This window comes from Pseudomonas sp. ME-P-057 (assembly GCF_030208975.1).
Lineage (GTDB): Bacteria > Pseudomonadota > Gammaproteobacteria > Pseudomonadales > Pseudomonadaceae > Aquipseudomonas > Aquipseudomonas lutea.
The window spans coordinates 99,968-113,422 of the sequence record NZ_JARVSX010000038.1; the positions used below are offsets into that span (position 1 = coordinate 99,968).

At 60.5% G+C, this 13,455-nt stretch carries 13 protein-coding genes; 12 read left to right on the plus strand and 1 reads right to left on the minus strand.

The window, feature by feature from the left end; translation table 11 throughout:
- The first annotated feature begins 122 nt into the window (after window positions 1-122).
- From accA to ispD, 7 genes are all read left to right on the plus strand, one after another.
- Complete coding sequence (gene accA / locus QRN48_RS19980) at window positions 123-1,070, plus strand: acetyl-CoA carboxylase carboxyl transferase subunit alpha (RefSeq protein WP_037014224.1); 948 nt, start codon at window positions 123-125, stop codon at window positions 1,068-1,070.
- Window positions 1,071-1,150: 80 nt separating this feature from the next.
- Window positions 1,151-2,488, plus strand: coding sequence for a tRNA lysidine(34) synthetase TilS (gene tilS / locus QRN48_RS19985; protein ID WP_285352663.1), 1,338 nt, complete (start codon window positions 1,151-1,153; stop codon window positions 2,486-2,488).
- 271 nt (window positions 2,489-2,759) lie between these two features.
- Entirely contained in the window at window positions 2,760-4,391 is a 1,632-nt protein-coding gene (gene pyrG, locus QRN48_RS19990; protein ID WP_037014220.1) for a CTP synthase, read from the plus strand.
- A 15-nt stretch (window positions 4,392-4,406) separates the two neighbouring features.
- Window positions 4,407-5,252: a 3-deoxy-8-phosphooctulonate synthase gene (gene kdsA, locus QRN48_RS19995; RefSeq protein WP_285352667.1), complete on the plus strand. Its 846-nt coding sequence runs from the start codon at window positions 4,407-4,409 to the stop codon at window positions 5,250-5,252.
- Window positions 5,253-5,423: 171 nt separating this feature from the next.
- Entirely contained in the window at window positions 5,424-6,710 is a 1,287-nt protein-coding gene (gene eno, locus QRN48_RS20000) for a phosphopyruvate hydratase (RefSeq protein ID WP_191944931.1), read from the plus strand.
- A 158-nt stretch (window positions 6,711-6,868) separates the two neighbouring features.
- Window positions 6,869-7,147: a cell division protein FtsB gene (ftsB, locus tag QRN48_RS20005; protein WP_037014212.1), complete on the plus strand. Its 279-nt coding sequence runs from the start codon at window positions 6,869-6,871 to the stop codon at window positions 7,145-7,147.
- A gap of 10 nt (window positions 7,148-7,157) precedes the next feature.
- Window positions 7,158-7,868, plus strand: a complete 711-nt coding sequence (gene ispD / locus QRN48_RS20010) for a 2-C-methyl-D-erythritol 4-phosphate cytidylyltransferase (RefSeq protein ID WP_285352676.1) — start codon at window positions 7,158-7,160, stop codon at window positions 7,866-7,868.
- 124 nt (window positions 7,869-7,992) lie between these two features.
- On the opposite strand, the gene QRN48_RS20015 is transcribed toward ispD, so the two are convergent.
- On the minus strand, window positions 7,993-8,904 hold the full coding sequence (locus QRN48_RS20015) for a LysR substrate-binding domain-containing protein (RefSeq protein ID WP_037014209.1): 912 nt from the start codon (window positions 8,902-8,904) through the stop codon (window positions 7,993-7,995).
- 103 nt (window positions 8,905-9,007) lie between these two features.
- On the opposite strand from QRN48_RS20015, the gene QRN48_RS20020 reads away from it, so the two are divergent.
- The 5 genes from QRN48_RS20020 to surE all read left to right on the plus strand — a co-directional run bounded on the left by QRN48_RS20020 (window position 9,008) and on the right by surE (window position 13,431).
- Window positions 9,008-10,120, plus strand: a complete 1,113-nt coding sequence (locus tag QRN48_RS20020) for an S-(hydroxymethyl)glutathione dehydrogenase/class III alcohol dehydrogenase (protein WP_191944929.1) — start codon at window positions 9,008-9,010, stop codon at window positions 10,118-10,120.
- A gap of 95 nt (window positions 10,121-10,215) precedes the next feature.
- Window positions 10,216-11,061, plus strand: coding sequence for an S-formylglutathione hydrolase (fghA, locus tag QRN48_RS20025; RefSeq protein WP_191944928.1), 846 nt, complete (start codon window positions 10,216-10,218; stop codon window positions 11,059-11,061).
- A gap of 104 nt (window positions 11,062-11,165) precedes the next feature.
- Window positions 11,166-11,639: a 2-C-methyl-D-erythritol 2,4-cyclodiphosphate synthase gene (gene ispF, locus QRN48_RS20030; RefSeq protein WP_191944927.1), complete on the plus strand. Its 474-nt coding sequence runs from the start codon at window positions 11,166-11,168 to the stop codon at window positions 11,637-11,639.
- Window positions 11,636-12,694, plus strand: a complete 1,059-nt coding sequence (gene truD, locus QRN48_RS20035; protein WP_285352683.1) for a tRNA pseudouridine(13) synthase TruD — start codon at window positions 11,636-11,638, stop codon at window positions 12,692-12,694. The genes ispF and truD overlap by 4 nt, the downstream gene beginning before the upstream one ends.
- Window positions 12,682-13,431: a 5'/3'-nucleotidase SurE gene (gene surE / locus QRN48_RS20040; protein WP_285352686.1), complete on the plus strand. Its 750-nt coding sequence runs from the start codon at window positions 12,682-12,684 to the stop codon at window positions 13,429-13,431. Before truD ends, surE begins: the two co-directional genes overlap by 13 nt.
- Window positions 13,432-13,455: the final 24 nt, after the last annotated feature.

The following is a 13,455-nucleotide window of genomic DNA, read 5'->3' on the forward strand; positions in this document are numbered from 1 at the left end:
ATCAGCTCAACATTTGCGACTCGACACTTTAAACTCGACCGAAAGGCGCCCGCTCCATTAAGGTAGGGCGCTTATCGGATCAACCGGCCGGCCTCTTGGCCGTCGACCCAAGACGGATGCCTATGAACCCGAATTTTCTGGATTTCGAACAGCCGATTGCTGACCTGCAAGCCAAGATTGAAGAGCTGCGTCTGGTAGGCAATGACAACTCGCTGAACATCGGCGACGAAATCTCTCGACTGCAAGAGAAGAGCAATACGCTCACCGAAAGCATTTTCGGCAACCTGACCAGTTGGCAGATCGCGCGCATGGCGCGTCATCCGCGTCGTCCGTACACGCTGGACTACATTCAACACATCTTCACCGAGTTCGACGAGCTCCACGGCGATCGTCACTTCTCCGACGACGCCGCCATCGTGGGCGGCATTGCCCGTCTGGACGAGCAGCCGGTCATGGTCATCGGTCATCAAAAGGGCCGCGAAGTCCGTGAGAAGGTTCGCCGCAACTTCGGCATGCCGCGTCCTGAAGGCTATCGCAAAGCCTGCCGTCTGATGGAAATGGCCGAGCGCTTCAAGATGCCGATCCTGACGTTCATCGACACCCCCGGCGCCTATCCCGGCATCGACGCTGAAGAGCGTAACCAGAGCGAAGCCATTGCCTGGAACCTGCGTGTCATGGCGCGGCTGAAGACGCCGATCATCGCCACGGTCATCGGCGAAGGCGGCTCGGGCGGCGCACTGGCGATCGGTGTCTGTGACCAGCTGAACATGCTGCAGTATTCGACGTACGCGGTGATCTCGCCGGAAGGTTGTGCGTCCATTCTGTGGAAAACCGCCGAAAAGGCCCCCGATGCGGCTGAAGCCATGGGCATCACTGCCGAGCGCTTGAAAGGCCTGGGCATTGTCGACAAGGTGATCAGCGAGCCCCTGGGTGGCGCGCACCGCGATCCGGCCGCTGCCGCAGCATTGATCCGCGAAGAATTGAGCAGCCAACTGAGCATGCTCCAGAAGTTCGATAACGAGGCGCTGCTGGCCCGTCGTTACGACCGCCTGATGAGCTATGGCCTTTAACCGGACCGTTCTCCACGACGAGCGTCACCGAACCCGGTGACGTCTCCCGGTCCGGCGCGCTTTAAGCAGGGTTAACCAGCATGAGCAAACCGGACAGTATCAAACTCGCACTTTCCAGACGTCTGCTGTCGCGCCTTGAACCCTGGCGCGCTGCAGGCGGCTGGCGCGTCGCATTCTCGGGTGGGCTCGATTCCACTGTTCTGCTTCACCTGCTGGCCGAATTGGCCAGGGCTCACGCGTTTCCTCCTCTGACCGCTGTTCACGTCAATCATGGCCTGCAAGCGGTGGCTGCGTCGTGGCCGGTGCATTGCCGGCAGATGTGTCAGATTCTGGGCGTGCCGATGCAGGTCATCGACGTCCAGGTGCGTCCTGGCGCGAGTCTCGAACAAGCTGCTCGTGACGCTCGCTACGCCGCGTTCAACTCAACGCTTGGGGCGGGCGAAGTACTGCTCACGGCCCAGCACCGTGACGATCAGGCAGAGACGCTGCTGTTCCGCCTGCTGCGTGGCGCGGGAGTGCGCGGGCTGGCTGCCATGCCGGCGCAGCGTCCTTTGGGCGCTGGGCATCTGTTTCGGCCCCTGCTGGACGAAGCCCGCGCGACCCTTGAGGCGTATGCCCACGAACAGGGCCTGAGCTGGATCGAAGACCCGAGTAACAAGGACAGCCGCTTTTCGCGCAACTATCTGCGCAGTCATGTGCTTCCCCTGGTGACAGCCCGCTGGCCTCAAGCGATCGCGAGCATGGCCCGCAGCGCCGCGCATCTGGCCGAAGCCCAGCAGTTGCTGGACGAACTGGCGCTGCAGGACCTTGCTCCCGCCGAGACGCCGTGCCCCTGGCCCTGGCTCGGTATGCCGTCCCTTGAGCTAGCGCCCCTCGAAGCGTTGTCACCCGCCCGGCAACGCAACGCATTGCGCCACTGGCTGGCCCCGCTGACTCGACTGCCGGACACCGACCACTGGGCCGGCTGGGATTCTCTGCGCGATGCCGGCCCTGATGGTCGGCCCATCTGGCGGCTGGCGGACGGGCAGGTCCACCGGGCCGAAGGGCGTGTGTGGTGGCTGTCGGGAATCTGGCTGAAAAACGTCGCCGGTTCACAACACTGGTCCCTGGCCTCGCAACCGCTCACGCTGCCGGGCAATGGCCTGGTGCAGATCCTCGGTGCAGCCCCCCCAGGCGGGTTGCACGTGCATTACCGCCAGGGCGGCGAAACGTTCGACGTGCCCGACCGAGGTCGGCGCGACCTCAAACGGTTGCTCAATGAAAAGGGCGTACCGGTTTTTCTGCGCGGCCGATTGCCGCTGCTGTACCGCGGCGAGCAGTTATTGGCCGTGGCGAACCTCCCTGGACTGGACGCAAGCCCCCGTGGCGACTGGCGATTGCACTGGTTGCCCCCGACGAATGACCAAAGTTTGAGCTGAAAGGGCGTTTCCGGTAGACTACGCTCCCTTCTTGATACAGCTTATGTCGATCCTTCCGGAACGATGCAAGTTGCCGATTACCAGCCAGTCTTTACTGGGCGATTCTCAAAAATGTGGCGAGCCACGGACAGACCTTTTCAAGGTCGTTCGCTGATGTGGGCGTGACAAATTCGAAAACGCACAGTGATGCAGCAGGTTGTCGGGGGCTTCGGCCTTCCTTCGCTTTCCCCGGCGGCTCTGACCGCTTTAACGCAGACTTCTAGGGTTTTTCATGACGCGCTACATCTTCGTCACGGGCGGTGTTGTTTCTTCATTGGGGAAAGGCATTGCCTCGGCTTCATTGGCGGCCATCCTGGAGGCGAGGGGACTTAAGGTCACCATGCTCAAGCTGGACCCCTACATCAACGTCGACCCCGGCACCATGAGCCCGTTCCAGCACGGCGAGGTGTTCGTTACCCACGACGGCGCCGAAACGGACCTGGACCTGGGTCACTACGAGCGTTTCATTCGCACCACCATGACCCAGAACAACAACTTCACCACCGGCCGTGTTTACGAACACGTCCTGCGCAAAGAGCGCCGTGGTGATTATCTGGGCGCGACCATTCAGGTGATTCCGCACATCACCGACGAAATCAAGCGTCGCATCATCAAGGGTGCCGGCGATGCCGACGTCGCTATGGTCGAAATCGGCGGTACCGTGGGCGACATCGAGTCGCAACCGTTCCTCGAAGCGATCCGTCAACTGCGTTTCGAAGTGGGCGCCAAGCGCGCCATGCTCATGCACCTGACGCTGGTTCCGTACATCGCCACCGCTGGCGAAACCAAGACCAAACCGACTCAGCATTCGGTCAAGGAACTCCGTTCGATCGGCCTGCAGCCAGACGTGCTGGTCTGCCGCTCCGACCACCCGATTGACATCTCGTCGCGCCGCAAGATCGCCCAGTTCACCAACGTCGAAGAGCGCGCGGTCATCGCCCTCGAAGACGCCGACACCATCTACAAGATTCCGGGCATCCTGCACTCCCAGGGCCTTGACGATTTCGTCGTCGAGCGCTTCGGTCTGCAGTGCGGCAGCGCCGACCTGTCCGAATGGGAAAAGGTTGTTGACGCCAAGCTCAACCCGGAACACGAAGTCACCATCGCGATGGTCGGCAAGTACATGGAGCTGCTCGACGCCTACAAGTCGTTGATCGAAGCCATGAGCCACGCCGGCATCAGCAACCGTACCAAGGTCAACCTGCGTTACATCGACTCCGAAGACATCGAAAATCAGGGCACCGGCCTGCTCGAAGGTGTTGACGCGATTCTTGTCCCGGGCGGCTTCGGTCTGCGCGGCGTCGAGGGCAAGATCACAGCTGTGCAGTTCGCTCGCGAAAACAAGGTTCCGTATCTGGGCATCTGCCTGGGCATGCAGGTGGCAGTCATCGAGTTCGCACGTAACGTGCTGGGCTGGAAAGACGCCAACTCCACCGAGTTTGATCGCGCCAGCCAGCACCCTGTAGTGGGTCTGATTACCGAATGGGAAGACGCTACCGGAGCTGTCGAAACGCGCACCGAGACGTCCGATCTGGGCGGGACCATGCGCCTGGGCGCCCAGGAGTGCCTGCTTGAGCCAGGCTCTCTGGTCCACGATTGCTACGCCAACGACGTCATCGTCGAGCGCCATCGTCACCGTTATGAAGTCAACAACAAGCTGCTGCCGCAACTGGTCGAGGCGGGTCTGAAAATCTCCGGTCGCTCCGGTGATGGCGCACTGGTTGAAGTGGTCGAGTCCGCTGACCATCCATGGTTTGTGGCGTGCCAGTTCCACCCAGAGTTCACCTCCACGCCTCGCGATGGCCACCCGTTGTTCAGTGGTTTCGTCAAGGCAGCGCTTGCTCAACACCAGAAGAACGGCTGATAGGGAATTCATTACATGGCACAGAAAATCATCCGCGTCGGCTCGATCGACATCGCCAACGACAAACCGATGGTTCTGTTCGGCGGCATGAACGTTCTTGAATCCCGCGACATGGCCATGCAGGTCTGTGAAGAATACGTGCGCGTGACCGAGAAGCTCGGCATTCCCTATGTGTTCAAGGCCAGCTTCGACAAGGCCAACCGTTCGTCCGTGACCTCCTATCGCGGTCCGGGGCTTGAAGAAGGCATGCGGATCTTCCAGGACATCAAGCAAGCGTTCGGCGTGCCGATCATCACTGACGTGCACGAGCCTGATCAGGCGGCTGCGGTCGCTGAGGTCTGCGACATCATCCAGCTGCCGGCTTTCCTGTCCCGCCAGACCGATCTGGTGGTAGCCATGGCCAAGACCGGCGCCGTGATCAACATCAAGAAAGCCCAGTTCCTCGCGCCCCACGAGACGAAACACATCCTGGCCAAATGCGTCGAGGCGGGTAACGACCAGTTGATTTTGTGTGAGCGCGGTTCGAGCTTCGGTTACAACAACCTGGTGGTCGACATGCTCGGTTTCGGCATCATGAAATCGTTCGAATACCCGGTGTTCTTCGACGTGACACACGCTTTGCAAATGCCGGGCGGTCGCTCCGACTCCGCCGGTGGTCGTCGCGCTCAGGTGACTGATCTGGCCAAGGCCGGAATGAGCCAGGGCCTGGCCGGTCTGTTCCTGGAAGCTCATCCGGATCCGGACAACGCCAAATGCGACGGTCCCTGCGCCCTGCGTCTGGACAAGCTGGAACCGTTCCTGGCCCAGCTCAAGGCGCTCGACGAACTCGTCAAAAGCTTCCCGACGATCGAAACGGCTTAAAAACCCGCTTCACCGGCGCCGAGCCCTCCGGTAGAGTGCCGTTCGTTGTTTTCCCGACCAAAGGGTCGGGAAAATTGTCGTTTCCGGGCCTGCCCGTTGTCCTAGAGCCCTGAGACGCCGAATCGTTTTCCCAGCTGCGTCGTTTTCGTCAATCTTGGAGTGTTAACAACAATGGCAAAAATCGTCGACATCAAAGGTCGTGAAGTTCTCGACTCCCGTGGCAATCCCACCGTGGAAGCAGACGTGCTCCTCGACAACGGCATCATCGGCAGTGCATGCGCGCCGTCCGGTGCTTCCACCGGCTCGCGTGAAGCGCTTGAGCTGCGTGATGGCGACAAGAGCCGTTACATGGGCAAGGGCGTTCTGAAAGCTGTGGCCAACATCAATGGCCCGATCCGTGACCTGCTGCTGGGCAAGGACCCGGTTGATCAGAAGGCGCTGGATCACGCGATGATTCAGCTCGACGGCACCGAAAACAAGGCCAGCCTGGGCGCCAACGCGATCCTCGCCGTGTCTCTGGCGGCCGCCAAGGCAGCCGCTCAGGATCAGGACCTGCCGCTGTACGCTCACATTGCCAATCTGAACGGCACGCCGGGCGTCTACTCAATGCCGGTCCCGATGATGAACATCATCAACGGTGGCGAGCACGCTGATAACAACATCGACATCCAGGAATTCATGGTTCAGCCCGTCGGCGCCAAGACCTTCTCCGAAGGGCTGCGTTGGGGCACCGAGATTTTCCACCACCTCAAAGCAGTGCTGAAGGCGCGCGGCCTGAACACGGCGGTCGGTGACGAGGGCGGCTTTGCGCCAAACCTCAAATCCAATGCCGACGCACTCGATGCCATTGCCGAAGCGGTCGCCAATGCGGGCTACAAGCTGGGCACGGATGTGACCCTGGCGCTGGACTGCGCGGCGAGCGAGTTCTACAAGAACGGCAAGTACGTATTGAGCGAAGAAGGCGAGTACGATTCGGCCGGTTTCGCCGACTACCTCGCTGACCTGGTCAGCAAGCACCCGATCATCTCCATCGAAGACGGTCTGGACGAGTCGGACTGGGATGGCTGGAAGGTTCTGACCGACAAAATCGGCGACAAGATCCAACTGGTGGGCGACGACTTGTTCGTGACCAACACCAAGATCCTGAAAGAAGGCATCGAGAAGAAAATCGGTAACTCGATCCTGATCAAGTTCAACCAGATCGGCACACTGACTGAAACACTGGAAGCCATCCAGATGGCCAAGGCAGCCGGTTACACCGCCGTGATCTCGCACCGTTCGGGTGAAACCGAAGACTCCACCATTGCCGACCTGGCTGTGGGCACCGCGGCGGGCCAGATCAAAACCGGTTCGTTGAGCCGTTCCGACCGTATCGCCAAGTACAACCAGTTGCTGCGTATTGAAGAGCAGTTGGGCGCCAAGGCGGTGTACCGTGGTCGCGGCGAGTTTCGCGGTTGATTGCAAAGATGTTAAAAAGGCAGCAGGCGTTGTAGGAGGAGTCGCTAAAAGGTGACTCCTCTTGTCGTCCTGATCCATAAGCCCGGTGACCACCGGGCTTATGGGCATTTGAAATGGTCGGTTTTGCTGTCTTCTTCGCCGGGTAACAGATATTCACAATGCGCAGTCCTAACTGGTTGTTTCTCGTGCTGCTTTTGATGCTCGCTGGCCTGCAGTATCGCCTATGGGTAGGTAACGGCAGTCTTGCGCAGGTGGCCAGTCTGACCCAGCAAATCGCTGATCAACACGCTGAAAACGATGCCCTTCTGGAGCGCAACCGAGTGCTGGACGCGGAAGTGCTGGAGCTGAAAAAAGGCCTGGAAACGGTCGAAGAGCGTGCCCGTCATGAACTGGGCATGGTCAAAGACGGCGAAACCCTTTACCAGTTGGCTCAGTGACGTTGTCGCGATGACTCAATCCCTTCCTGCCTTCTGGGCAGTTATTCCCGCCGCGGGCATTGGCGCACGCATGGCGGCAGACCGTCCCAAGCAGTACCTGCAACTGGGCGGCCTCACGATTCTTGAACACAGCCTGCTTTGCTTTCTCGATCATCCCCGGCTCAAGGGCCTGGTGGTCAGCCTGGCTGTGGACGACCCCTATTGGCCCACATTGCCGTGCGCGCTGGATTCCCGTATCCAGCAAGTCGCTGGCGGCAAAGAGCGTGCGGATTCGGTGCTCAATGCGCTGCTGCACCTGCACGCCAATGGCGCCGATGACAATGACTGGGTCCTGGTCCACGATGCGGCACGCCCTAACCTGACGCGTGCGGACCTCGACAACCTGCTGGCTGAACTCGCGGATGATCCGGTGGGTGGGCTTCTGGCGGTGCCCGCCAAAGACACCCTCAAGCGCGCCGACGCCAATGGCCGCGTGACCGAAACCGTGGATCGCAGCCTGATCTGGCAGGCCTATACGCCACAGATGTTTCGCCTGGGCGCCTTGCACCGGGCACTGGCGGACAGTCTGGTGTCGAATGTCGCGATCACCGATGAAGCATCGGCCATCGAGTGGGCGGGGCAATCGCCGCGCCTCATCGAAGGACGCGCGGACAATATCAAGGTCACCCGCCCGGAAGACCTCGAATGGCTACGCCAGCGGCGCGTGGAATTCAACGGCTGATCCGTTTGCGATAAAGGCGGGTACATCCGCTGATTTTGCATGCGTAGGAGCGCTTGCCCGCGGACGCGATATGTCCGCGCCGTTGTTACAGCCTGACACTCTGCATTCGCGGGCAAGCGCGCTCCTACAAAGGATCGGCATGATTACTGTACTCATCCCGCGACGCCAGGCCCGCCTTCAGATAATCCACCAGCTTTCGCACCTTGGGCGACAGATGCCGTTGCTGCGGATAAAGCGCCCAGACAGCGGTGTTAGGTGGCTGATGAGCTTCCAGTAATGACACCAGCGAGCCGCGTTTTAGATGCTCCAGCACGTAGTAATCCGGGAGCTGGCAAAGGCCCGCTCCGCGCAGCGCAGCATCCAGTACCGCCTGCCCGCTGTTGCAGCGCCAATTGCCTTGTACCCGCTGAGAAAATTCCCTTCCGTTCTGCTGCAGCAGCCAGGTGTCAGAGCTACCGATCAGACAATTGTGCCTGCTCAGCTCCGAGACGCTGTGGGGGCGACCGTACCGCTCGATGTAGGAGGGCGAGGCGCACAAATACATTTTGCGCGGGGCGAGTCGCGCGGCAACCAGTCTGGATTCCTGCAAGCGACCCAGACGGATCGCCAGGTCCAGACCCTCATGGACCAGATCCAGCGTGTTGTTGGTCAGTTCGATGTCCACGCGCAGTTGCGGGTAGTCCGCCATGAAGCGTGTTACCAGCGGCGCGATGAACCGCTCGCCATACGCAACGGCGCAGGTCATGCGCAAGAGTCCCTTGGGCTCGCTGGTCAGGTCCGTCACCGCACGCAGCGCTTCCTCGCGCCCGTCCTGCAGCCGCTGACAGTGATGCAGAAACGTTTGTCCCGCTTCGGTAAGCGCCACTTTGCGTGTGCTGCGATACAGCAGCCGCGTCTGCAAGCGTTCTTCAAGCCGGGCGATCTGGCGACTGATGTGCGAAGACGACACGCCCAGCCGTTCAGCGGCGGCAGTGAACTGTCCACACTCGGCGACGGCAACAAACTCATCCAGACCTTCCCAGCGATTTGCCTGCATCGATTGTCCCTGCACTGCATTAATGTTTTGCTTTCAGGCGGATTATTCATCAGCTGGCACTGTAATACACTCTGGGCTCGTTTTTATTTAGCTGGAGATCCTGATGATCAAGTCACGTGCTGCCGTCGCGTTCGCGCCCAATGAACCACTGCAGATTGTCGAAGTGGACGTTGAGGCCCCGAAAGCCGGCGAAGTGTTGATTCGTACCGTCGCATCCGGCGTTTGCCATACCGATGCCTACACCCTGTCCGGTGCTGATTCCGAAGGCGTCTTCCCGTGCATCCTTGGGCACGAAGGCGGCGGCGTGGTTGAAGCCATCGGCGAAGGCGTGACCTCACTGGCTGTGGGCGACCACGTCATTCCGCTGTACACCGCTGAGTGCCGTGAGTGCAAATTCTGCAAATCCGGCAAAACCAACCTGTGCCAGAAGGTCCGGGCCACTCAGGGCAAAGGGCTGATGCCCGACGGCACCACGCGCTTCAGCTACAACGGTCAGCCGATCTACCACTACATGGGTTGCTCGACATTCTCCGAGTACACCGTCGTGCCCGAAATTGCGCTGGCAAAAATCCCCAAGGAAGCGCCTTTGGAGAAAGTCTGCCTGCTGGGTTGCGGCGTCACGACTGGCATTGGCGCCGTGCTGAACACGGCCAAGGTCGAGGAGGGCGCCACCGTTGCCGTCTTTGGTCTGGGCGGTATTGGCCTGGCGGCGATCATCGGCGCGAAGATGGCCAAGGCTTCGCGCATCATCGCGGTGGACATCAACCCGTCGAAATTCGACGTGGCCCGTGAGTTGGGTGCCACCGAGTTCGTCAATCCCAAAGACCACGACAAGCCGATTCAGGAAGTCATCGTCGAAATGACCGATGGCGGCGTTGATTACAGCTTCGAGTGCGTAGGTAACGTCGGTCTGATGCGCGCTGCGCTGGAGTCGTGCCACAAGGGCTGGGGCGAGTCAGTGATCATCGGCGTGGCTGGAGCGGGCCAGGAAATCTCAACCCGTCCCTTCCAGTTGGTGACCGGTCGCGTCTGGCGCGGTTCTGCATTCGGTGGCGTCAAGGGCCGCACCGAATTGCCAAGCTACGTCGAGAAAGCGCAGTCCGGTGAAATCCCTCTGGACACGTTCATCACCCATACCATGGGCCTGGACCGAATCAACGAAGCCTTCGACCTCATGCACGAAGGCAAAAGCATTCGTACGGTCATTCATTTCTGAGGAGCAGCGGCAAGCTACGAGCTTCTGGCCCGCCAGGGGAGGTGAATCAGCCCCTTGCCGCTTGAGGCTTGCAGCTTGCCGCTCGGAGATCCCCCATGAGCCTGGAAAATATCTCGTGCCAGAAAAGCTTCGGCGGCTGGCACAAGCGTTACAAACATCATTCCGATGTGCTCGGTTGTGACATGACGTTCGCGGTGTATCTGCCTCCCCAGGCAGAGCAGAGTGGCAAGTTGCCGGTGGTTTACTGGCTGTCAGGACTGACCTGCACCGACGAAAACTTCATGCAGAAGGCCGGCGCCTTGCGGGTGGCGGCTGAGCTCGGCTTGATCATTGTTGCACCTGACACCAGCCCGCGCGGCGCTGACGTGCCGGATGACCCGGATAACGCCTACGACTTCGGCCTGGGCGCGGGCTTCTACCTGAATGCCACCGAACAGCCATGGGCACGGCATTACCGCATGTACGATTACGTGGTCAGCGAGTTACCGGCGTTGATCGAGGCGCACTTTCCAGCTTCGCAGAAGCGCAGCATCAGTGGTCATTCCATGGGCGGACATGGCGCCCTGATCAGCGCATTGCGCAATCCTGGCCGTTATCAGTCCGTCTCGGCGTTCTCGCCCATCTGCAACCCGATGGACTGTCCGTGGGGGCAAAAAGCCTTTTCGCGTTACCTGGGCGAAGACCGTTCACGCTGGCGTGAATGGGATGCCACCGTGCTCATCGCCGAGGCCACCGAGCGCTTGCCGTTGCTGGTGGAACAGGGTGATCGCGACGACTTCCTCGACAATCAGCTCAAGCCGGACTCGTTGGTTCAGGCCGCGAAGGCCGCCGGTCATCCTATGGAATTGCGCATGCAGCCTGGGTATGACCACAGCTATTACTTCATTGCCAGTTTCATCGAAGATCACTTGCGCTATCACGCACGGGCTCTGGCGGACTGAAACACCGCGTTCAATCGCAGCGGCACACGCAATTGAGCGCGGCCCGACCCCAACCGCAGCCAAAGTAGGTAGAATCACGCCCTGACTTTTCCAGGGCGTTTTTTATGCGTATTGGCCACGGCTATGATGTGCACCGTTTCGCTGAAGGCGATTTCATTACCTTGGGCGGCGTGCGAATTGCGCACGCGGCGGGCCTGCTCGCTCATTCCGACGGCGACGTCTTGCTGCACGCGCTGAGCGACGCCCTGTTGGGCGCTGCTGCGCTGGGCGACATCGGCAAGCACTTCCCCGATACCGACCCGCAATTCAAGGGCGCTGACAGCCGAGCGCTGCTTCGCCACGTCTTGAAGCAAGTGCAGGGCAAAGGCTGGAAGGTGGGCAACGTAGACGCCACCATCGTCGCTCAGGCACCGAAGATGGCCCCTCACATCGAGCGCATGCGTGCGTTGATCGCCGAAGACCTGCAGGTCGACATCGACCAGGTCAATGTCAAAGCCACCACCACTGAAAAGCTCGGTTTTACCGGGCGTGAAGAAGGCATCGCCGTCCACGCCGTCGCGCTGTTGATCAGCGCATGACAGAGCTTGAACTGCTGGGCCCGAGAGCTTACGGCGATGCGCTGGGTACTGCCGTGCTGAAGGCGACGGCCGAAGACTTCCAGGTTGATGAAGTGCTGGACATCCCGCTGTCCGGGGATGGCGAGCACTTGTGGCTGTGGGTCGAGAAACGCGGCTTGAATACCGAGGAAGCGGCCCGGCGCCTGGCCAAAGCGGCTGGCGTGCCGCTGCGCACCGTCAGCTATGCCGGTTTAAAGGACCGTCAGGCATTGACCCGCCAGTGGTTCAGCATTCAACTTCCGGGCAAGGCTGACCCGGATATGTCGGCGGCAGAAAACGACTCGCTGAAAATCCTCGACAGCAAGCGTCACAAACGCAAGTTGCAGCGCGGCGCCCATGCAGCCAACGGATTTACGCTGCGTCTGACGCAATTGCAGGCTGATACGGTTCGGCTTGATGAACGCCTGGAATCGATCAGGCAGCACGGCATCCCCAATTACTTTGGCGCCCAGCGTTTCGGCCATGAAGGCGGCAACCTTGGCGAAGCCCGCCACTATGCCGAACGTCAGGCGTTGCCCGAGCAGCGCAATGTGCGCTCGCGACTGCTGTCCACCGCCCGCAGCTATGTGTTCAACCAGGTGCTCGCCGCCCGAGTCGCCGATGGCAGTTGGCAACGTGGGCAGGTGGGCGATTTGCTGGCGTTCACCGACAGCCGCAGTTTCTTCCCTGCAGGCGAGGCAGAGTGCAGCGATCCGCGGTTGGCGATCCTGGACCTGCACCCCACCGGGCCGCAGTGGGGCGAAGGTGAATCTCCGGCCAGCGGCGCTACCGCCGAGCTTGAAAACACTGTCGCCGCGCGCGAGGCGTCACTGTGTAACTGGTTGATAAAAGCGGGAATGGAGCACGAGCGTCGTATCCTGCGACTGCCCATCGGGCGGCTGACGTGGCATTATCCCGAGCCTGACATTCTGCAACTGGAATTCGTCCTGCCGGCCGGGTGCTTCGCCACTGCTTTGGTGCGTGAACTCGTTGATCTGGCGACAGCAGGGCAGACGGACAGCTCATGCGTATTCTGATTTCAAATGATGATGGGGTCACGGCACCCGGCCTTGCCGCGCTTCATGGCGCGCTGGCGGGATATGCCGACTGCGTGGTCATTGCGCCCGATCAAGACAAAAGCGGCGCGAGCAGTTCGCTGACGCTCGATCGGCCACTGCACCCGCACACCCTCGACAACGGCTTTATCAGTCTCAACGGTACCCCGACCGACTGCGTGCACCTGGGGCTGAACGGCCTGCTGCCCGATGAGCCTGACATGGTGGTATCGGGGATCAACCTGGGCGCCAACCTGGGCGACGATGTGCTGTATTCGGGCACCGTGGCTGCTGCGCTTGAAGGACGTTTTCTGCAGCGACCCTCATTTGCCTTTTCATTTTTATCCCGTCAGGTCGATAACCTGGCAACCGCCGCGCACTTTGCCCGGCTTTTGGTCGAAGCCCATGAACGCCTCGATCTTCCACCACGTACCGTATTGAATGTGAATATCCCGAACCTGCCGCTGGCCCATGTGCGTGGCATCCAGTTGACCCGCCTTGGCCATCGCACCCGAGCCGCGGCGCCCGTGCGCGTGGTCGACCCGCGCGGCAAGGCCGGTTACTGGATCGCTGCCGCCGGAGATGCCGAAGACGGTGGCCCGGGCACTGATTTCCATGCCGTCATGCAGGGTTATGTGTCGATCACTCCGTTGCAGCTGGATCGTACCTATCAGGACGGTTTCAACAGCCTGAACGCATGGCTGGAGGGAATGGCCTGATGTCGCGTGAGCAAGATGATCTGT